This is a genomic window from Vibrio sp. Sgm 5, from assembly GCF_026241575.1.
GTDB lineage: Bacteria > Pseudomonadota > Gammaproteobacteria > Enterobacterales > Vibrionaceae > Vibrio > Vibrio jasicida.
On record NZ_JAPHPY010000026.1, the window covers coordinates 1 to 22,175 of the forward strand.

The window sequence follows — 22,175 nt, forward strand, 5'->3', positions numbered from 1 at the left end:
TGAAACTCAGTATATTGCTTAATAACTGAACAACTTTGGGCTGCCATGTCTTCCAACCGAATTAAGCAACAAAGCCTATTTTGAGCGGCGGCTGCAAGCCAACACTGCATTTGCACGTTTTTCAGACAACGGAACCTCGCATAACGGTGCCCGTGGTGTTGTATGGTAAGAACCCGCAGAAATGATCAGCTTATCGCATGTCACGGTTTGCTCATGTACAACATTGCCATACGCATCGATCTCAGCCACATCTAACTCGTAAATATCACCATTCATACGGATGTTACGCACATCATTATTATGGTGAATAGTCACACTCCCCGTTGCCTCAGCTAAAGGAATGTAGTTTTGACCAAGGTCGTTCTTACAACCATTACTGTTACCGAAGCTAGTCAAGCCTATGGTCGACGAAGGAAGGCTCTGCCCCTTTAGCTCTTTACGAACTACATCCCAGTTCCAGTTGCCATCGATTTTATAAGGCTGGTAACCCGCTTTTTTCACCTCTTTATTCCAATCACGACAGTGTTTGAAAGGTAGGCTTGCAAAAATATCATCTGGCATTTCACTGTGTTTAAGAATAGATTGAACGCGAGGGTAGTACGTTTCTAGCGTCTCTTTGTATGACAACTCTTGAGGGTACAGTTTGTTGAAGTGCTCCTCTTTAGGAATAACCATCACGCCTGTATAAATGACTGAGCCACCACCAACTGCGGTACCGAGTAGCAAATCAGAGCCATCGATATTGTTTTCTCTCGGTCTATCAACAATATCCAGCACTCCGCCAAATTTTTCGATATTTCGAGGAGTGATTGTTTGCAGGAATGGTAGATCAAATGTCAGCGCAGGAAGTGTCGTTTTATCTCGTTGCCAAAACATGCGCTTGTCCGCAATCATATCGTGAGCAAACACGGCACACTTAGTGTCTACAGGCCAACGGTTACCTAGCTCAATCACGAAAGTTTTGATACCGGCTTTACCAAGTCGATATGCACCGACTGCTCCGCCAAAACCGCTACCAATAATCAGCGCTGGTGTATGGTGTTTTAGCTGAGGCGGACGCTCAAAAAGATCGGGCAAATACTTTTCTAATATTGGGGAGCCCTTCGTTATATCTAGTCCCGAGTCTTCTTTCTTTTTGAAGAAAAAGGCTTTTGAAAGTGCTGAAGCAACACCTAGACCAACCGCGACTGATGTTGTGGTAAACGATTTAATAAAGCCCCTTCAATCGTGTTGTTTCATAATAACTCCTTTAAGCTAACACTAGACTCATTCTCATTTTGATTGAATTACGCGTCAGTAAAATAGAGAACTTCAGAATAAAACCTATTGAAAAAGCTCGATTTTTAGGTAGAGATCTTTGCATTCAATAAAAGGTGAAGAGCAAGGGTTTGAGAGAAAAGTGTCTACTAAGTAAACGTGGGGGCTTGAAGTAAATAATGCCATTGCCACTGTGAGACACTTTTCTCGGAGGATTAGTTTTGGGAAGAATCAAACCAAGAAAGCGATTGGTGTTGATTAAAAATTAAGGCTCGGGAAAGCAAAACCATAGCTTGCTCGGTTATTAAACCTCCCCTTCAGGTATGTATCTATTTTGTTTTATTAGAGTCTTGGTGAGTGTTTTCGCGTTGACAGGTCCACCAAATAAAATGCCTTGTTGCTTTGTCAGCCCATTGGACGTCGCAAGCTGACTCAATGCCTCATCTTCTATTCCATCGAGCATCACACTGAGGTTACATTGCTTAGACGCGTTAGAAATACTCAGCAGTAAATCAGCATTATAATTCGCACTGAATGTAGGATATTTATGACCAGATAATTTTAGCTCGCGTACAGGCAGTTTCGAGGCTGAAATAACACGCTCCGCAGTTAGCTTATCCGAGCCCAGAATCAAGCTAACACCGTTGGCCAATAAGGCATCTAGCTGGTGAATACACGTCGAGCTATCGACGTCAAGTACATCATCACTCTCCGCATACAGACTAAAATGATGGTTTGGATTAAACTTAACCAGATCCATTAAGCAACCGTAAATGAAGCTATCTTCAATGAAGTCTCTGTGAATATGAAGCGTAAAATACAGTCGATTGGCTAGTTCCTTAAAATACGCCTTGTAGTCTTGTAGGAACCTCCCGATAACGATCTGGTTAAAGACCTTTTTACTCGTCAATGTACCAATTTCTGGAAGAAGGCGTGTCGACAACAACCCATCATCATTATTGAGCCAGTTCCCACTGATATCCACGCCAATGACATCGTTGCTTACCGTTGCTACCTGAGGTTGATAATAAGCACCAATCGGAAAATCAAAGATGTTCACATCATGGGCATATCGATGAACCGTTTCTCTCTTCTCATCGTCTTGTTCAAAAACCTCCGTGACAAGATCAGTGACATTCTTGGAGTTAATTGGCTTTTCTAACGCTTTAAAGATATTAAGATCATACAGTCTTCCTATTTGCGGCATTGAATCGATAACAGCGCTATCAAGTGACGAAATAACGATGATTTTCGTCGAGATCGCCAGCTGTGAAATCATGCTCAACAATTCAAAGCCGTCTCCATTTGGCATCATGATGTCCATAATGACCAAATCAAACTTCTTACTGCGTATTTTATTGATCGCTGAATAAGCGTTTTCGACACAGGTGATCTTTGCACAATCACTCGCAGCCAAAACCGCACTTTTAATAATTTCTCGCGATAACTCTACGTCATCAACAACAAGTACCGATTTATACATCATGCTTATCCTTATATTGAGATAGTAGGTTCATCCAAACCCTTCGAGACTTCAGAGTCTTGATGTCAATATTCATCAGTTTGAACACCACATCTTGTCTCGATACACTTCGATACTCGAAACTCAAAGAGAAAAACAGATTGAATATAACTGGATTGTTCACATACAAAACCAGCTCTGTATTTGGATCCAAACTATGGATATAGCGATAGACTTCTCGGCTTAATGTCTCGACCAGAGAAGCAATGTGTGAGCAGTTAAATGACAAAATAAAGTGCACATTCTTATCATGAAACAACATATCCTCACCTAGAAAATCAGTGGCAAGACTGTAACTGGCTGAAAACAAGTGCCCCAATATTTGACCATGCTTAACTGCAATCGTAAGTTCACCTCCATGTTGGTTGATTATTTTCGTGGCAATGGATTCTCGCGTTAATCCTTGAAACTCCATCGCTTTTAACACTGCGTTTTCTTCGTATTCAAAGATTGCATTAACAAGGTTTAACACCTCGCCTAGCCTGTCTAGGTTTGTTGCGTTAAGTACGATCAGCTCGACTTCGTCGACACCACTTTCATTAAAGTAACCGTGGTTGTTTATTCTGTTGGTATAGTCAGGCAAGTTGTTGACGTCATTGACGGCCGACCACACGTCAAAGATATCGACACCCAACATGTCTAAAATCTCGTTTTGCCTGTTTAAGTGCGGTTTTGTTGCTCCCCTTTCCCATCGACTCAATGTGACGACATCTAAATTGTCAAAGTTACTACTACTTTTTTGTAGTGCGTTAACAAAATCCAATTGCGATAGACCACTCTGCTTTCTGAATGAGCGAATGATTTCTCCGAACATAGGCGACTACTTATCTATTTTTTTTACTAACTAAGATTAAATTTTGTTGTATGACCAGCAATGAACATAAGAGCACTTTTCAAACTGTTTTTTTATGTGCTCAACTAGTGCAACAACACGAGTAATTACAAGCGTTTTCCTTCGGTTCTACGCAAGGAAAACGATGGGCATTTATTTATGTAAAGTCAGAGACAATGCCGTCATCAAATCAATTTCGTTGACGGGTTTCGTAATATAATTGTCAAAATAGTGACTCATTTTTTCTTCCTCTTGGACGGTTGCTCTTGCTGTGACGGCAATAATAGGTAACGTTGGGGCGATATTTTTACTTCTGTTTGCGAGTTCGACCCCCCCCATATTTGGCATAGAGACATCCGTTAAAATTACATCTATCTCTTCTTTCTCTAATTTATTGAGAGCATCAACTCCATCTATCGCTGTCAGGCATTCAATCCCAAGCAAATTCAGGTGGTACTGTAATATTTCCCGGTTGAACTCAACATCGTCAACCACCAGTGCTTTAATGTCTTCAAAGCTTTGCATTTCAATATTTTCATCGTCGGCACTTCCTTCATTTTCCTCAGATGCTAAAAGTACGTTATGAGTTAGTATAGATATTGGAAGCGCAATTTTAAATATGCTTCCTTGTTCAATTTTACTCTCCACGGCTAACACCCCCCCCATCAGATATATGATAGCCTTGGTGATTGCTAAACCCAATCCGAATCCGAACTGTTTATCTTCCTGATTTGCTTGTTCAAAGCTATTAAATATGCTCTCAAGATCCTCTTGCCTAATTCCTCTACCAGTATCACGAACAGCAAAAATAACCATTCTTTGGCCGTCAAATGAATCCATTAAGATACTGATTTCGATCTCTCCGATGTCAGTAAATTTAATAGCATTCGTGATAATGTTCGACAATGCCTGATGAAATCGCAACTCGTCAACAAATAGTTGATGTGCCCCTCCAATACCCTCTTTAACAATGTTGAGTTTGAGTCCTTTTTGTTTTGCGAGAGGGTGAAATGTTTTTTCTACATTTCGTACAATCTTATTTATCGGTACATAACTAGGATGCAGCTTATAGTTAGCCGAATCCAGCCGCTCAAAATCCAAGAGATCATTTACAATATCTAAAATCGTGTGGCTAGCCATATCGACTCCTTCAATCTCATTGCGGCAGAAAGCGTCACAACCTTTTCGTTTTAGCATGTGTAAATAACCGATGATGGCATTGAGAGGTGTTCGGATTTCGTGTGAGACATTAGATAGTAACGTTGACTTTTTCTTCGTCGCATCAATGGCTTCTTTCGCAGCCTTTTCATACTGTTCGGTGCGCAGTTTTACTTCTCCTTCCAGATCTTCGACGAGCAGTTTGATCGTTCTTCCTGCCTCGCTAAATGCTTGAGATAGCACTTCGATCTCGTCCCCGTTGTGATAAACAATATTCTCTGCATTAGTGAAATCCTTATCTTTTAAGTAATTCGCTTGTTTTATTAGATCATTCACTGGACGGAATGTTTTCATTACGGTGAAATAAATAAGAACTAGAAATAGTATGAATAATGAAAGAGACGAAAACAGAATTTTTTCCATTAATTGATTGTCAGAGTAAAGCAACAATTTTCTTGTCGAGACATAACTAGAATGGAGATAAGATTCAGGTGTTACTAATATTACTCGCCACCTCATTGTTTGATTCTGACGATGGATAATATTGTAAACGCCATTGTTTACTTTTACTGTAAAAAAACCAGATTTCGTGCTTTGAATGTAATCATGTAAAGTATCACAATGCTCGTCAACCACAATTTTTGTACTTAATAATTGACGATAACTCTGTTGCAAGTTTGATGCAATAAAATATCCTTCATCATCTAGTAATAGAAATTGATACTTGTTATTATCTAATCCATCAAAAGACAGCGAACGTGAAATTTTTTTTAAATCAAGCTCAAACTTTAAAAATACGTTTGAAAAGCCTTTCGTCGGTTGTAGTATATAAAAATTATTAGTGATATTATCGCGTACTACTTTGTATTTAAAAACATTGTCGCTTGACCACAATGGCGTGTGTTTAGGATTGTACCTGAGTACTGATGTTGAGCCATTATGGGTCAAAGAGATTTGTATATTCTTAGAAATATCGACAAATGCAATACTTTTAAAGTAATCTGTCGCTATATCATTAATACATCGTAAACTATCCTCTATATGGTCAAGTGGTGGATATTCTCGTACACATGAAGATTCAAAAACCAAAGATAAATATTTTACTTCCTCCAAAATAAAATCTGCTTTCTCTTCCAATAAAGCATCTTGGCTTTGAACGAACGTTTGTATTAATTTCGTATTTTGACCGATGATCCCCTCTTTGATTCTGCCTAACTGGTTGTTGTAACTTCCTTTAACGAACTGAATTGTCCCATAGACAAAAATACCAACAAACATTAGAAAAAGAGTTGCATTAATGAGCAGTATCTTATTTCTGAAAGACATGGATTGTTCCATTAAATACTTAAAGAACAAATCGAGTTCAGTGCCATATCAGAGATTATTGTTCTTGTGCGCTTTTCATTAAGTACACCATCATACAACTCAAGCTTTTGACACACAGAGGCCACATTACTGAGTCCACAAGCAAATACAATACCTTTTAATCGATGTGCTAAAATCTTATTACTGTAGTTTTGCTCTATCACGTCTATGTGGAGATCTTTTAATCCACTGACTGCCAGCTTTCTAAAATGAATTCCTTTACTCGATGTAAACTCCACACCAGTGCTTTTCTCAAACAGCGGTTCATCTATTCGATATTTTATCAATGCAATTGACCTTACTTTAGTACTAATCACCGTAGAATGCCTAATTGAACCGATGTTTTATATAGCATCTGTATGTAGCACAGAGCAAAGATGCTAATAACCTTACACAAACCCGATATTCAACAACATAAGAAACCCTCAGAAAATATCCAATAAAAACAATTACATAGACAAAACCATCGAGACAGACAATCGTTTTTTATTGACCACTCAAATGACATCTTAAGCATAGCAAAACTCTAACTATGCATTTATAACTTTTTATTTTACAAAATCCAGACGTAACCAGCATACTACTAGGCATACCATTTAACTTAGCAATCAGAGATGCCTACTATGCGTTATTTTGTTATTTCAATGTTCAGTGTTTTGGCCTTTACTTCCTTTAGTGCCACAGCCGCAAATGTGACAGTAAAGTGGTTCGGCGTTGTGCCGAGCCTCGACTGCTCTTCTCGTCCAATCAGTAATCAGATCGACTTTGATTCTCTCGATGAGAAATGCAAATTGGAGTTCAAAATTGAAACTAAGTCCGATGCAAAAAAAAGAAATGAAGATCGAAAAATAGTAAGTTTTGACATGTAAATTTGATAACAGCCGCTTCTATCGTCTTGAGTGGCTGTTATTCGCTTCGCTACTTTTAGAACAAGTTTATGAGCACTTTCAGAGTACAGGAAATTAAAACAGCCCTTAACTGAAGTCGTATTTAGATAGATGATTGGAGTTATTTCTTAACTTTTAGTCACTACTATGCCGATCAATATCGAGTTCCATGCTGGTTCTCTCGCTCTCGTAATAGAAAAATATAATAAAAAGAAAACGGAACCATTTAGCCTAACCTTGACCCGCAGTGAATTTTTAGTGCTTAAAGAGCTTGCTTCAAACTGCGGAAAACATCTCTCCAAAGAACACCTTTTTCGAATCGGCTGGCCAGATAGCTACGTTGGTAGTAATTCTTTACCAATGACCATTATGTCTTTACGCAAAAAACTGCATTTCGTCGGGGATTTCTGGCAGATCTCAACGATCCAGCGCCATGGCTATAGCTTGAACGTTGCGATGTACTACCGCCAAACCAAAATTAAAGTCACCTTCTAAGGAGAGTTAGACATTTGAGGATAATCAGTATTGAGTCCAGCACTACTATTTAAACTCGTACCCCACTCCACCTCTAATCCATGATTTCTGACCTAACCAATAAATGCAAAAAGGGCATCTTTATGATGCCCTCTTTTAGTTTCTATTCTTAGGTTAAGCCAAATTAGAAAGGTGTCGGCTCATCCTCAACACAAGTCACAAGGAAATTGCCATCGACATAATCTGACGCTAGACCCGTTTTCATATCTACCGTTTTGAACACACCTGCATCACTCGCAATGTACTGCTGTGACACAGGCCAGTTGTTCGATGTTTCTACATCAACAGCACTTAATACGTTAAGTTCTGTTGACGTTGGTAAATGGCCAGAATAATTACTCGAACAAAAACTTTGCGCACTGCTTGAGTTAAACAGGGCTAGAGATAACTCAGGTGTAAACGAGTAATCAACGAAGGAGCCGCTGTATTCAATCTGCTCCATCAGAGCTTCTGAAGTCGTCAGTGGCGCTGTGAAGAACTGCGCTTGACTATGAATACCACTCCATTGAGCTGCTTTATTAGGGTCATACACTGGAACTTCGACCAAACCGTATCCATAGGCACCATTATTGTCTGACACTGCAAACGACACATAGTGATAGCCTACGACAGATGTTTCAAACGTAAGTTGTGTATTTCCTAAAAAGCCTGGGTTTAGAGGTGCAGTGGCAGCATTGAAGGAGTCAACATATATCAACTGGAATCGGTCATCATCCAATGAAGTCACAAAAGGAGCGATATCAATCGTCGTCGTTTCTCCAACTTTGACCTTGTCTACAGTGCCACCCTTTTCAACTTGAAGCCCCAAGTTTGGATCAAAAGCAACAGCGATATCTAGCGTGCCAAGATAAACCTCGCCTGTTGATTCGTTGATATAACTGAACAAGATACGTTCAATACCTTCAAAGCCAAAAAACGGTGTGTACGTAATGGTGTTTCTGAGCGAGTTCACTGTCGCAGTAATCGGTGCCCCAGGAAACGCATAAGGTAAAGAAACTTCTTCACTCAGCTTAAAACCGGAAGGAACGCTAATAGCCGCTTGAAAAAGTAGTTCGTCTTTAATATCCACCGTTACCTCTGTTTCAACAAAGGTAACAGCACTGATCGCAGGCCATTCAACTTCTGAAGTCGCGGTCGCATCTGTACTCGTCACTGCTACGCGCGTTATTGCGATATCAGTCGGAGCAGATTCTGCACTTGCAGCAGAAACAGAGCTCATGCTTGCCTTAGCAACACTAGGGGCATCAACAACTTCTACTTTATATTCATACGTACAAGATTTCGAAGTGTCTGCCGCAATAGTAAACGCTTGTTCAGTTTGCTCAAGTGGGTAACATTCTGCATCTTGCGTTAATGAGGTTACCTCAACTAGTCTAAAACTCTTGCCGTCGCTTACCGAAACTTTATCTGACAGATCCACTTTGTAGTTCGTATCATGCTGAGTAATAAAAGTCGCGTTTTGAGCAACGATTGTCGTGGGTACGGTACTTTCTGGTGAACCAGTCTCTTTTGCATTGTCACCTTCGCCATTACAGCCGGCAAGGGCAATAGCCATCGCTACCACGGCGTATGGGAACTTCCTTTTGTAAAGGTTATGGTGCATAGACATCTTTCCTATTATTTATTGAATTTTGCTATGGTAAATATTTCAACCATAGAGACATAGGGCACTTTTTCATCGTTGCCTATTCAAGTGCCAATAGAGTTTGCTTCGAGCGCAATGCTTCTGTTGCTAAGGCTCATTTAGTCGTTGAGAACTAAGCTAAGATGTTAAATAGGGTTAAAAAAGCACTGTAATTACACTGCATTCTGTCTTTATTCACAAACAGCTTTTGGGTAGTTAATGACTTCTCCCGGATAAACAAGATCCAAGTTTCGCCCATTTAATTGAGGGTTGAGTTCCACGATGTCCCGCAGCGTTAAGTTATTAATACGTGCGATTTTCAATAGGTAATCTCCCTTAACCAATTGGTAAGGGTAACTTTCTAAGCGGCACTCTATTGGTTCTGGAACGACTTCGTTAGGTTCCTCTATGATAGGCTCTTCAGGCGGGCTAGTTGGCTCACCCACTACAGGCTGAGCCTCAGAGAAACGATATAAGAATGAAAAATTGAATGAATAAAGGTCATCATCCAGTTCATCAATATTGAAAATACCTTGATAACTCACATCCGCATACCAATTGGTTGATAATTGATATTGAATTCCCAGCTGTGCTGATGGGCTTACTTCGCTTTCAATAAATGCAAAGCCAGGACCTGCGTAAATCGAAGCAAAATCACTGACTGGCATCAGCCAATTCGCTGTAATCGAGAGTGCATCAAGTTCAAGACCATCATCTCGTCGCCAATCGAAGTTTTGGTATCCGGCCTCAAGAAAAATATCGTTTTCATAGGTGAAACCTGCCATCGCTTCAAAACCGAACCCTTCACCATCTTTTTTTCTGTCATCTAAAACAGAGGCGTTTAGCCCACCTTTGACATAATATGGCGTGGCAAATTCCACGGTTTGCGCATTAGATATGGAAGCCGCAGATGCCATTAACGCTAATAAATAATACTGTTTCATCTTATATACCCGGCCCTACCATAATCGTTACTGTATCGGCGTAATCGCCGGACACTAAGGCTTCACCATCAACGTCGTAATCGAACTTCAGATTGAAAGTAATGCTTTTTTGAATACCGCTTCCTTCGCTAATCGTCGTGACTTGTTCAAGCAAAACACCATCATCAACCAATTTGGTCGCACTGCATTCATTGCACACAACGCTATAAGGAATTGTGACGTCAGGAGAAGTACTGTTCACCATCTCGTAATCTTGCGACGGCATGGTTAACACGATGCCATCATGAAAAAAGCCCATTGCCTCAAGTCGGTAATTAGTTTCAGAAGTGACACGACGATCCGTACTTTTGTAGTTTGGCGTCATGATGCCGTCCCCACTTCTCACTTCCAGACCTGTGATTTCTACTGGGTCATAATTGAAATTAAAAATAATCACATCGCTTATATTTCTATATGTCGAAATGCCGCTGGTATTCACGTAGTAATAGCTAATAACGAATGGCACAGATGCTGAGTAACTGCCTTCTGCCTTACCGTAAAGAGCATTGATAATGGCAGTATCGTCTATTTGGAACATGGGCCTAAAAAGAATAAAAGGCGCGGTGGCAATTGAGGGCGTCAACGTGGTGGAAGAAATACATCCTGTACCACTACTCTCTAAAGTAATAAGAGGTATTGCGACCTCATCTCTGGTACACCCACCGCCTGCCGCATTGACGCTCTCTGTAACATCGGTACCAGAAGTGTTGTATTGAATACCAGTCACAGAAATAGGAATACTGTCCGTTGTCTCAACATTTAGCCCTCCTTTCAACGTAAGCGAGGTAGGAGGAGCGACTGAAAAAGCCCCCGCTGACCAAGACAATACCGAGCGCAGTGCCGGTGGAACGCCCCACTTACTTGGAACCTTATTATCGCCGATACCATATGTAACATTACCCCATCGAATGCTGTCGGATTTGACATCAGCATTAACGTAAAAAGCGCCATGAGAATAACTAGACAGTAACAACGCACTCGTTGCTATGAAATGATGAAACACCTTGTGCATTTTTAATTACTCCGTCTAATGATTTCAGCTTTGGAATAGCTACCATCGTGAGAGTTGACTATGATATTTAACGCATCGCGCTGAATGGTATCCAGCAAGTTAAAGGTTTTCTCGCGACCGGCTAAAACGGTGAGCTTTTGTCGACACTGTGCAGTCACTCGAGAGTCACAACTATCTATAAAGATATTGATCATAGTATTGCTGTCGTTCTTAACTTCCAACGTTTCCCCTTTGTTTAAGATTTCATAATTCAGCTGAGGGGCTGTCGTCGGAATGATGTAAACGGGTGCGAAACCATAGTTGATATCAACACCAGAAGTTTGTCTTTCACCTTCTTGATATTTACTTGGAATGAACGACAACATAAACATTAAGTCCTTTGAGTTGTCACAAGTTGTATTGTGACAAAGGCTTCGAATACCGATGTCTTTCGTTTCTCCAGGCTTAAGCACCAACTTTTGATAAGTTAACGAGATCTTCCAATCTTCTAAGTTGTCTCTCGAGTAATTGATCTTATCAATATCCACCCCGTTATTAATATTAACTTCATCAATTTCTGTATTAATAAACAGTGGTACATCTTGGTCGTTACTAAGGGTAATTATTCCATTACCCCTTTCGTCGCCAACAATCACCATTTTATCCACCTTGAATGCTTGTGATGAGACAGAAAAAACAGTAAATGCCAAACTCAACAATGGTAAGGTGATATTCTTTAATTTCATGACATGCCTTAATTTACTTTCGCAACTGGGTAACTGATTGAATTAGTTTTATACAAACGCTTTGCTAATAGTTTGATCGTTTCAATTTCTTTTTCATGACTTGCTAACATATCGATCATATTCGACGCTTTATGGGCAATATAAACGGCCTTCAAAGAGCCAATGTTTTTTTGAATAACTCGATATCCCAATGACTTAAGCTTGTTAACTGAATCTTTTAATTGTTCAGACTCCTCATAGGAACCTAGGAAAATGGCACTAAACAACTCTTCATCAATCTCAATCTGTTGAACTTCATTACCGTCTGCTATTGGCAAGCAGTAATTCTGTCCAAAGTTCAATTGAGTCGTTGATGTAAACTCATAAGGTAGCAAGCATTCGTTTTGTTCTGAGGTCAGTTCAAAATCCAACCCTTCCAGAACCGTTACTCGATAAACACCATCAGCCATTTCATTCACTTCCAAACATCCTATGCCCTCACATTGGACGTCAGTAATAGGTTCATCAGAAATGTTGTTGAACGCACTCACAAATGAAACGACGCGGCTGATCTTAGGAGATAGGTAAGAAACCGTACCCGGGTGGGTGTAGACTTTTTTCTTACTTTCACCTGAGTTGTACAAATTGACACTTTGGGAATCAAAGTTAGCATCGTATTCATGGTAACTTCGCAAAGGAACAATTTGGTCATCGTCATATACGATAAACTTACTGTTGGTTTTGCCATCTCGAGCGAGCGTTAGATAACCTTTTTCTATTATCTCTTCATCATTTTCGGTGTTGCGAATATCTTGGATATTGACCAAGGTATAAGCTTCCGAACGATCTTTGGTTATATGAACGCCTTCCGTAGTGACAATCTGTGTACTCGATAAGCCAGCGTTAATACCGCGAGTGCTGTCTTGCGAAGAGACATAAGCCAATGCGTTCATTCGTGCATAATCGTTGTAGCCATCAGAACTCAACGTAGCGTCTTGATACATATCTTCGAGGTCACGGTTATAAGTGTTGCCAACCTCTAAAGCCGTATTCACTGAATCAGAGTCTAATAAATTGCTTTTTCTCACTGACGTTCTTAATTGGTTTAGCGTGTCAGTATCAGACGAAATACTCGCGATAGCGTCCATTGAGTCTGAGAGAGGAATAGTCCACAGCACGCTGATGTTCTTGCTCTCATCGACGTCGGAGTAGTCAAAGTTTAGGTTCAAACGAGAATCTAAAATTGCCGGCGCACTGTAACCAACAGAAACAAGGTTGGTTTCTCGCTCAAGACTTTCGCCACCGATCTGATTATTGAGTAATGCCTCATCACTGCGGGTATAAATCGCGTAAATGGAGCGGCCTTGCCCAAAGTTATAACTCGAGTTGACCGACCACCGAGAGTAATCAATATAGCCATACATATGTGAGGCAACCGGGTCACCTTTGTCGTTATCTAACGATTCGTATGACACATTAAACCAAGGAAAACCGAGATTGACGTTACTGTGCGCTGCGTCATCAAACTGACTGTGAACACCTTCCAATACCATCCCGGTGTTAAGCAGGTAGTAGTTAGCCCCTACGCTATACATGTTTCCAGTATCCGTAACCAGAGCCCCTGCTCCTAATTGGAGTGATGGCAATACCTGATAGTTGATAAGCCCTCGACCATAGGCATCGTCTTTAATGTCTGTGACACCACTCTCTTCATAGTCGTAGTAGCTTTCCGCGAACAAACCTGCACTGAGGGCGTAATCCACACTTCCTTCAGTAAGCGTGTCATTTGTACTGTTGTAGACTTGAAATGTTTGTGTGTTTACCACTTGTCCATTGTTAGAAACTTCAACTCTTGCCTCATACCGTCCGGATGGTAATTCACTGTAAGAGATTGAGTTTTGGCCTTCTGGTACATTCGCTTGATAGATAATTCGCTCACCACGAAAGACTTGGACAAGACCACTCGAAGGAACATAGAAGCTCAACACTTTATTGCTGTTCTTGCCGCCCACTAATAACTTTTCTGAAGTAGCAAAAGTCACCGAATTTTGTGACAAGCGAGAAGTATTGTTTAAATAATCTGTGGAGTTTACGGTTGGGTCATACTCAAAATGTCCAGCTTTGAAAGCGTAGGCGTCCACGTCCAAATGATATGCCGCTTCGTACAGCTCTGAGCCATTTTCACTATTGGTTAAATTGAAATCACTTCTTAAATAGCCATAAGGGAGGCCAATCGTCACTTCATCATTGAGTGATACAACTGAATCCCTTTCATGATAGGTACTAACATACAAATCAAAGGAATTGATCAGTCCATTGCTGTTACTTTTGGGCTCATGATATCTGCGGTTTCTGTTTGAGTTAGAGAGTTCTAGTATGTTTGGAGAAACAAACAGATACACCTCTCGATCATTGTAGTTTTGAACAATTTCGAAGGTCTCTGGGAATAATTCACAGTTTTCAATTTTGCCAAGGCACTGTGATTTATCTTCTATTCCTTGAATTAAGCTTGTGAAGATTTGTTTATGATAATCAAATTTAATATCATTATCGTTGAGAAACTTTTCGATCTTATCTAAAGAGTCTTGATTATTTTCATCAACTTTTAATGTTCGAAATGAGCTCAACACAGATAAAGGCTCAGAAAAAGATCCATCGAGGTTTCTGAATTTAACAAATGTCTCTTGTAACTTGAAATGATCTTCAAATCCATCAGGAACACCTGCAGCAAAAACATTATTTGAGTAAAGTTGGCATGCTATAGCGAAAGAAATGCTTGCATACTTAAATTTGTTGTTCATATATCTACTCCAACTCTAAACTCAACTTCACCACTGCATTCTTTCAAAGGTCCTGTTGATATGGTTTCAGAAAATGGAATAAATTTTAATTCGATACTGTGTTCGCTATATTTATAAGTACCATCATTAGTCTTAAAATCTTCCAACAAAGTCTTTTCTCCTTTACCAATCAAAGCGCCATCAAAATATACAGAGGTAAAACTCTCTTGGATATTCACGTTGCCAAAGTAATCAGTACAACTTGTTGTGTTTCGTATCAGTTCTGAAGTATAACCAACGCTCGAAGTATTCATTGGTATATCGGTTGAGACTTTCATAGTTGTGGCTTCGTCCTTAAACCCAGATCTATCGTCTTTAATATCAAGTTCTAATGACGCAGGCTCAAATTCAACCTTGGTAATAGCATCGGTATAAAGGTTACTAATATTTATGTTTGTTGTTATCTTCAGATTTTTATCTAAAGCATTCACGTTCATGCTAATGAACATTATTCCAAGTAACGTCACTGTCTTTTTTTTCATATCGATTCACTAGCCTAAATTAATAGGGCTTGCCTGACGCAAGCCCTAACTACAAAACCTTATAGAAAAGGCTTATTAGATTGATGTAGCAAGCAGAGTTACAGACGCTTGAACATCTTTACCACTTACGTCAGCAGCAAGTTCTGCAGTTTGAGAGATCGTGATGCCGATTGAGTCCGTTGTCTCGCTTAGTGAACCGTTAACCGCAACTTCTTCACCATTAATCTTAACTAGAGCTACTTGATCAAGCTGCGGAGAGCCCGCGTAAGCGATGTCAGCAGCTTTAACTGTCCAAGTTGCAGCCTTTAGCGCACCAACAACAGGAGCTTCAGCAGTACCATCGTTAGTGTGAGACTCTAGCAATAGAGTTGGAGAAACGAATGTACCGTCAACGTTAGGAGCAAGAGTGCCCGTTACTGGGTTCAAATCGCCACCAAGACCAGTAATAACCAGAGTGTCACCTGCGTTGATTGCAGGAACTTTACCTGTCCATACAACTACTGCAGTTGGATCCGCTGCTTGCGCACTACCGATAGCCATACCTGCCAAAACTAGAGAAGTTAGTGCTGCTTTTTTGAAGTTGTTCATTTTGTCTTCCTTAGGAAATATAAATACACAATGTTAGTAAGTTAATCTGAATCAGTTGGATATTTTTCCTCATACCCTCCTGACCAGATGTGTATATATTGCAAATTACTTAAGGTAATTTATTGAGCATATCAAACAATCTATATATATAACTGCCTATGGGCTTTGTTGCGTATTTAGATCGGACTAAATTAGGGAGTTGCGATCTAATCGGCTAGATCAGTAAATCATCGTAGCCTTATGCCGAAGCCTCGTTACAAAACAAATAACTGGAAACAGTACAACAAAGCCCTAATCAACCGTGGTTCACTCACTTTCCGGATTGATGAAGAAGGCATAAGCGATTGGAAGCAAAGCAAACAAAGTAAGCCCGTTTTCTCTATGCCATTGAGAGCGCTGTAAGGTTTCTAGACTCAGTATTTAAGCTAGTTTGTCCACATTACACTTGCATAGACCATCGAGCTAAGGAAGTTCAGATTTCATTTAAAACTAAAACCAGAGGTGTGATATAGCATGGAAGGTTAAGAAGCATGGTACTGACGGGAAGCGTAGAGTCTGGAGAAAGCTGCATTTAGCTGTCGATACCAGCACTCAAGAGATAATAGCAGCAGAACTGAGTTTATCTAATGCCACTGATGCAGAAGTCCTTCCTAATTTGCTCAAACAAACACGTCGACGAATCATCGATATATCTGGAGATGGTGCTTACAGTACAAGAAACTGCCGTGGTGCCACACGAATTAAGAGAGCGGTTCCGCTAATCCCACCAAGAGAAGGGGCAGCCTTCTGGGAACAAGGACATCCTCGCAATTTAGCGGTGGGTTGCCAAAAGCTCTACGCTACCAACAAGAAGAGGAAAAAGCGGTATGGCTATCACAAGCGCTCACTCTCAGAAACAGCCATGTACCGTGTATAGTAGTTGCTAGGAGGGAGGTTAGGCCTGAGAAATTACAATGCTCAGATTGGTGAAACTTTCGCCATAATTAAAGCGCTAAACAAACTTACAGGGCTTGGTATGCCTGAAACTCAGTGTGTTGTATAAGAATCACCCAATTTTAGGCAGTTTGGTTTTCTGTCCGAATTACGCAACAAAGCGCTTTTGAGTAATCGTATAAATCTCCATATTTCACTTTTGCTTTAATAATAAACTGCTCCGCGTTGGTTATCTTATCTTTCGGCATGGTGTTATCGCTAGTTTTGATTCATTAAACATCATATCCTTTGGTTGATTGATAATTTCATAATGAATATTTTAGCTAGAATAGCTTTATTGTTTTATGTTTTACTTTCATGCTAATAAAAGTTCTAAACTAGTGAATTGTAGACTATTTAATTTCACTTTTATCAAGAAAGAACAAAATAGCATTTTTCATTCATGACGTTATTAAGCATAGTATGCACTCTTTATACAAATTAATATGAAGTGCTATATGAGCGGCCTATAAACTGACATAGTATCTCTCTCGTAGCACTTTCATGGTGCTCGTCTTTAGTCTGAACTACATAATGCTTTATTATTCCCCCTCCTTGCGGAGGGGATTTTTTTATCTTCAATCTATTTGATGTCTAAGCTCCTCTTCCCGTCAATCCTACTTTACTTAGTCGTTCCGCATGCTTTTCTTTCTCTTGAAACCTCGCTAAACTTCGCCTCCCGACGATAATGGAGAGAAATTGAATGAAACGTGTCGTTCTTTACGTCAAAGACAAATGCCCGCACTGCAAAGATGCTCAACGTTATCTTGATTCGAAAAATATTAACTACCGCTTGTGCAACGCAAAGATGCAACGCGGTCGCAAAGAGCTCGATGCTCTGGGGGCTCGCTCTGTACCTGTACTGAAGATTGGCGATCAAGTCATGATTGGCTGGAACCCAAAGAACTTTGAAAAAATGTACAGCAACTAAGTGACGTATTAATCTATTTGCTTGGTTACTTAATCCACACTAAAGAGCTTCTCCAAAGAGATGCTCTTTTTGTATCTGCCCGCCCTATTTCTTTGTCTGTCGCTCTTATTCAAACCATTACTCTGCAAAATTTTCGAATGTCGCATAATGGCAATTTTCACTTCCTTACACACTGTATTTTTACACTCACGCCAACCGGTCTCAGTTTAATTCACGCCAATCTTGCGTCGTTCATAAACTCTGACCGTTCTTTTCTATCATCAGTGAGTGTGAATATGTCAGAGACAGCAGCAGAAAACCAAGTAAGCCAGACGCCGCAACCGGTTAATAAGGTCAAGCGCACAACCAATGCATTATTGGCACTCACTATGGTGTCCATTGGTACAGCGATTGTGGCAGATCGCATCATTCCGACGACCGATAATGTCCGCGTGGAAGGCAATGTCGTCTCATTGATCCCTCAAGTTTCTGGCCAAGTTGACAGCGTCAGCATTAAACCAAATACCGAAGTCAAAAAAGGCGATGTGCTACTGCAAATCAATACCACCGATCACCAGATTGCGGTCAAGCAAGCAGAAGCAAAGCTCAAAATCGCAGGACAGAATGTTGGCTCGCAAATGGCAGGTGTGATGTCGGCACAAGCTCAATTGACCACCGCGCTCGTGGCACAAGAAAATGCTAAACGCCAAGGTCAACGGGTTTTAGCCATGGCAGAAAAAGGTGTGGTTTCAAAATCAGATGCAGACACAACTCGCGCAGCCATTGATAAAGCGAATGCGGATGTCGTTAACGCCAAAGCGAACCTTGAAAAAGCAAAAGCTCAGGTGGGAGCGGAAGGTGAAGAAAACGCTCAGATCCAATCGGCTTTACTGGAACTGCAACAAGCGCAACTGAACTTATCACGCACGACAATGCGAGCACCTTCTGATGGCGCAGTGACCAATTTTAATTTGTCCCAAGGCGCTTATGCTACGGCAGGTTCTCCCTTGATGACGTTTGTTGAAAGCGACGGCTTATGGCTTGAAGCCTTCTTCCGCGAAAACAGCATGGGTAATATTAGCGCCGGAGATAAAGTTGAAATTGCGCTCGATTATGCTCCCGGACAAACCTTCTCTGGTACGGTATCTTCCGTAGATTTAGGGGTTGCATGGGGCGCGAATAATCAGCCAGGCACCTTAGCCACCGTAAAAAATCAAAATGGTTGGCTTCGCGATACACAGCGTATGCCCGTGACCATTAAGCTCGATGATAAACATTCGGCTGACTTCATGCGCATCGGTGGACAAGCAGATGTGGTGATCTACACCGAGAGCAATGCTCTATTTAACTTTCTGGGCAAGATTTGGATCAATCTAGTGAGCGTGTTCTCTTATGTTAGATAGTCTGACTCAAGCACAAGAACGTCGAATCCTGCGCTATGTTGTCACTGTAGGTTTGGCTACTTTCATCGCGTTATGGTTTAACTGGCCTTTGGCATTTTGTACGCCTCTTTTGACTGCAAAATTCATCGTCGATAAACCGCAGTTTCATATTCTGCATGTCAAACAACTTGGCTATGCGTTGATCTCCACTGCGATCATTGGCTTTTTGGTATCGAGCGGCTTGCCAGAGTACAAAATAGGTTTTCTGGCTGTTCTGTCGCTGGGCATGTTATGGAGCTATTACCTATTTACCGATCCGAAATGGGTAATGTTTGCCACTTTCTTAATGATTGCCCTGATTTTGATTCCATCGGTTACTATCATCGACAAGCAAGCTGCGTTAGACGTAGGCATCGGTTTTGCGTTTTCTGGTATCGTCGCCGTAGCGCTTTACGGGGTGTCGCATGTTTACTTCCCAGAAGAGGATGCGACGGAATTTGCTGGCTTCCCCCCTTCCCCCTTAAGCAAAGAAGTTCGTTGGAATGCTGCGATTCGAGCTTGGATGATGTCGTTTCCCTTGGTTTGTTTTTATTTCTATTTCCAACTGTCACAAACATTGCTCACCGTTGCGTTTGTCATGCTGCTTTCTCTGATGGCAACCAGCGACAAAGCGGGCAAGACATCATTGTTTTTTGTTATCAGTAATGTGTTAGGAGGACTACTCGCTTTCGCTGCCTTCGTTACCATTTCTCTGGTGCCAAATATGTACATCTACATGCTTGTGATGTTGGTGGTTATTACGTTACTTGGGACCAAGATTCACACCGAGCCCGCCAAAGCCCCAGTCTACGCCACTGCATTTACGGGCTTTATGGTATTAATGGGTACCTCCATGAGCAGCGGGGCGCTAGACGATAAGTTTTACGTTCGGATATGGCAGTTAGTTTTGGTCGTTGCCTACATGGTATTTGTGACCTATTTCTTCGAATCTCGCGACAAAAAGACCGCGTAGTCGCATTAAGCTTGGGCTCTTTGTAGTGCTCAAGCTTTCATCACTATTGTCGCAAACTGGCAATGAATATTTCATCAAATTGGTAATCTCATACCTTCCATATTGTTATTCACTGAAGGATGGGAAATACGCCATGCTCGATTCACTCGCTAAAAAATTCATCCCACCAAAGCCTTACCTTGTGTTAGGCAACCGCATGTTTTTGCTTTCTATCGTGCTGCTTATCATCAGTGCGTATATTTATGATGTCGGAGAAGCTTTTGTGGCGGTGGAAGTGGGAATCATCCACTACCTATACAATCTCAAATTCAGTACGACAAAAGACACCCTATTTGGTAGCCTTCATCCTTTGGTCATGACATTAATTGCGGTACCACTTTCCATGGTGCCTATCACTTATGCGCCTTTTACTAGTGCGCTGTTTGCCTTCTTACTCGTCATAACAGAGCGCGATAAACACCACCAAGGAGCACCAAAGTACATTCTGCCGCTGACGTTTATGTTGTTATCGATGATGATGCCGGTAGATATCCCAGCCACAGAACTTATGCTTCAACGTTCAGTATCGGTTGTGCTTGGCATCACTGTGGCGATCATTGCTAGTACGCTGGTTTGGAAAAACGCCAACACCCAGAATGGCTCGATGAGCACCACACATAAAATTAGTCGTGTTGATCTCAAGTACTCCAGCCGCAAGGCGCTAGGGATTGGCTTGGTGCTGTCGTTAGGTATATGGGGTGGCACAGGAGCCGTTTTAGGTGCTTACCTATTTATGATGATCCACAGCCCGTTCAGCAAAGATTTAGCACCGAAAGCTTGGCAACGTTTGAACGGAACCTTGCTTGGCGCATTAGTTTATTTGCCTGTGGGGTTGCTATTGGGCTCGTTCAACTCCGACATGGCAATCACAATAACCATGTGGGTTTTAGTCATCGCTTCGCTTTACGGCATCCTTGTGTATCTCGAACACAACTACACCATTGCCACGGCTTGTATCATGCTGCTTATTCTTACTGTATCGGTAGGTCCTTTTAATCCGGAAATGGCAGAATTGATCTTTTCGCAGCGAGTATTGTTCACCGTAATCGGTGGCGCTGCCATGGTGGCTCTTGGGGTATTGATACCACTTAATGAGAAAGAGATAACTGCATAAAAAGGAAAAGCCTCCCAATTAAAGGGAGGCTTTCCATTGAACAGTTTGGTTTTAATTGGATGCAAATCAAACATACCGCTTCACAAAGTCAATAAAAGTACGGTCGGCAATGGATAGATAGCCTTGTTTTCGCCACGCGAGTGCAAGGTCGAGCTTAACGCTCGGTTCAAATGGAATACCCACCACACCCTGTTCATGTTGTGTCACCAGTTCTAGGAGAGCGGTAATAGCAAATTCTTGTTTAACGATACTCAGAATGAGCGGCAACAAGTTGGTTTCAAATGAGGACTTCATTGTAAAGCCATGCTCTTCGCTGACGTGGTCTAAGAATTCTCGGTGGAAGTAGCCATGTTGGAACATCACCAAATCATGCTCGAAAAACTGATCAAATGTGATGGCGTTGCGCTGAGCTAAATCATGTTCCGGAGCCACGACGGCGACCATTTGGCTAGTAAACAGATGATCAGTTTCTAAGTCTTCTGGTACATCATCACAGCTGATCACGCCAATATCGAGCTGACCATTAAGTAACATTCGACGAATAGACTGAGTGCCCGCCTCCACCAGCGTCAGCTTTAAATATGGATACTGGCTCTTAAACGCCATGACAATTCGAGGGAAAAAATAGCTGCCCATCATTGAAGGCGTACCAAGGCGCACTTCCCCTTTGGCTAAACCTTTGAGCTCATCAATCGCTAGCTGCGCATCGTGTAACTGCTGAATCACCCGCTTAGCGTGAACCAACAAGGTTTCCCCTTCTTTGGTTAAGCTGATTTTCTTTTCTTCTCGACGAAACAGCGTCACACCAAGAGACTGTTCGAACTTCTTAATTGAAATGCTTAACGCTGGCTGAGCAATGTGCAAAGCCTTAGCTGCATGAGTAATGTTGCCGTGTTCCGCGACCGCCAAAAAGTGTTTGAGTTGTTTCGATTCCATTAGATCAAAAATATATACCAAC

The 22,175-nt window shown here is 41.3% G+C and carries 18 protein-coding genes and 1 pseudogene; 6 read left to right on the forward strand and 13 right to left on the reverse strand.

Features of this window, described 5'->3' with window-relative positions:
• Positions 1-75: 75 nt before the first annotated feature.
• The 5 genes from OQJ86_RS15040 to OQJ86_RS15060 all read right to left on the reverse strand — a co-directional run bounded on the left by OQJ86_RS15040 (position 76) and on the right by OQJ86_RS15060 (position 6,451).
• Positions 76-1,077 carry a hypothetical protein gene (locus OQJ86_RS15040; protein WP_323054529.1) on the reverse strand — a complete coding sequence of 334 codons (1,002 nt, stop codon included), beginning with the start codon at positions 1,075-1,077 and terminating at the stop codon, positions 76-78.
• 484 nt (positions 1,078-1,561) lie between these two features.
• Positions 1,562-2,743: a response regulator gene (locus tag OQJ86_RS15045; RefSeq protein WP_265988262.1), complete on the reverse strand. Its 1,182-nt coding sequence runs from the start codon at positions 2,741-2,743 to the stop codon at positions 1,562-1,564.
• Positions 2,733-3,593, reverse strand: coding sequence for a helix-turn-helix domain-containing protein (locus OQJ86_RS15050; protein WP_265988263.1), 861 nt, complete (start codon positions 3,591-3,593; stop codon positions 2,733-2,735). Before OQJ86_RS15050 ends, OQJ86_RS15045 begins: the two co-directional genes overlap by 11 nt.
• 171 nt (positions 3,594-3,764) lie before the next feature.
• Complete coding sequence (locus OQJ86_RS15055; RefSeq protein ID WP_265988264.1) at positions 3,765-6,095, reverse strand: ATP-binding protein; 2,331 nt, start codon at positions 6,093-6,095, stop codon at positions 3,765-3,767.
• Between the two features lie 11 nt (positions 6,096-6,106).
• A complete protein-coding gene (locus OQJ86_RS15060) occupies positions 6,107-6,451 on the reverse strand; it encodes an Hpt domain-containing protein (protein WP_265988265.1) in 345 nt (114 codons plus the stop codon).
• Positions 6,452-7,168: 717 nt separating this feature from the next.
• On the opposite strand from OQJ86_RS15060, the gene OQJ86_RS15065 reads away from it, so the two are divergent.
• Positions 7,169-7,516, forward strand: a complete 348-nt coding sequence (locus OQJ86_RS15065; RefSeq protein ID WP_265988266.1) for a helix-turn-helix domain-containing protein — start codon at positions 7,169-7,171, stop codon at positions 7,514-7,516.
• Positions 7,517-7,679: 163 nt separating this feature from the next.
• On the opposite strand, the gene OQJ86_RS15070 is transcribed toward OQJ86_RS15065, so the two are convergent.
• The 7 genes from OQJ86_RS15070 to OQJ86_RS15100 all read right to left on the reverse strand — a co-directional run bounded on the left by OQJ86_RS15070 (position 7,680) and on the right by OQJ86_RS15100 (position 15,788).
• Positions 7,680-9,158, reverse strand: a complete 1,479-nt coding sequence (locus OQJ86_RS15070; protein ID WP_265988267.1) for a hypothetical protein — start codon at positions 9,156-9,158, stop codon at positions 7,680-7,682.
• 212 nt (positions 9,159-9,370) lie between these two features.
• Positions 9,371-10,123, reverse strand: a complete 753-nt coding sequence (locus OQJ86_RS15075) for an outer membrane beta-barrel protein (protein ID WP_265988268.1) — start codon at positions 10,121-10,123, stop codon at positions 9,371-9,373.
• A gap of 1 nt (position 10,124) precedes the next feature.
• Positions 10,125-11,174, reverse strand: a complete 1,050-nt coding sequence (locus tag OQJ86_RS15080) for a hypothetical protein (protein ID WP_265988269.1) — start codon at positions 11,172-11,174, stop codon at positions 10,125-10,127.
• Between the two features lie 2 nt (positions 11,175-11,176).
• The gene (locus OQJ86_RS15085) at positions 11,177-11,899 is read right to left on the reverse strand and encodes a hypothetical protein (RefSeq protein WP_265988270.1); all 723 of its coding nucleotides are present in this window, start codon (positions 11,897-11,899) and stop codon (positions 11,177-11,179) included.
• An 8-nt stretch (positions 11,900-11,907) separates the two neighbouring features.
• Positions 11,908-14,679, reverse strand: a complete 2,772-nt coding sequence (locus OQJ86_RS15090; RefSeq protein ID WP_265988271.1) for a TcfC E-set like domain-containing protein — start codon at positions 14,677-14,679, stop codon at positions 11,908-11,910.
• Positions 14,676-15,200: a hypothetical protein gene (locus tag OQJ86_RS15095; protein ID WP_265988272.1), complete on the reverse strand. Its 525-nt coding sequence runs from the start codon at positions 15,198-15,200 to the stop codon at positions 14,676-14,678. The genes OQJ86_RS15090 and OQJ86_RS15095 overlap by 4 nt, the downstream gene beginning before the upstream one ends.
• 75 nt (positions 15,201-15,275) lie before the next feature.
• Positions 15,276-15,788 carry a hypothetical protein gene (locus tag OQJ86_RS15100; RefSeq protein WP_265988273.1) on the reverse strand — a complete coding sequence of 171 codons (513 nt, stop codon included), beginning with the start codon at positions 15,786-15,788 and terminating at the stop codon, positions 15,276-15,278.
• Between the two features lie 240 nt (positions 15,789-16,028).
• On the opposite strand from OQJ86_RS15100, the pseudogene OQJ86_RS15105 reads away from it, so the two are divergent.
• The 5 genes and pseudogenes from OQJ86_RS15105 (at position 16,029) to OQJ86_RS15125 (ending at position 21,217) form a co-directional block, all read left to right on the forward strand.
• Positions 16,029-16,830 (forward strand): annotated as a pseudogene (locus OQJ86_RS15105) (IS5 family transposase).
• 633 nt (positions 16,831-17,463) lie between these two features.
• Complete coding sequence (locus tag OQJ86_RS15110) at positions 17,464-17,691, forward strand: glutaredoxin family protein (RefSeq protein WP_038874778.1); 228 nt, start codon at positions 17,464-17,466, stop codon at positions 17,689-17,691.
• A gap of 275 nt (positions 17,692-17,966) precedes the next feature.
• Entirely contained in the window at positions 17,967-19,073 is a 1,107-nt protein-coding gene (locus OQJ86_RS15115; protein WP_265988274.1) for an HlyD family secretion protein, read from the forward strand.
• Entirely contained in the window at positions 19,063-20,064 is a 1,002-nt protein-coding gene (locus tag OQJ86_RS15120) for a DUF2955 domain-containing protein (RefSeq protein WP_265988275.1), read from the forward strand. Before OQJ86_RS15115 ends, OQJ86_RS15120 begins: the two co-directional genes overlap by 11 nt.
• Positions 20,065-20,197: 133 nt before the next feature.
• Positions 20,198-21,217: an FUSC family protein gene (locus tag OQJ86_RS15125; RefSeq protein WP_265988276.1), complete on the forward strand. Its 1,020-nt coding sequence runs from the start codon at positions 20,198-20,200 to the stop codon at positions 21,215-21,217.
• Between the two features lie 66 nt (positions 21,218-21,283).
• On the opposite strand, the gene OQJ86_RS15130 is transcribed toward OQJ86_RS15125, so the two are convergent.
• The gene (locus tag OQJ86_RS15130; protein WP_265988277.1) at positions 21,284-22,153 is read right to left on the reverse strand and encodes a LysR family transcriptional regulator; all 870 of its coding nucleotides are present in this window, start codon (positions 22,151-22,153) and stop codon (positions 21,284-21,286) included.
• Positions 22,154-22,175: the final 22 nt, after the last annotated feature.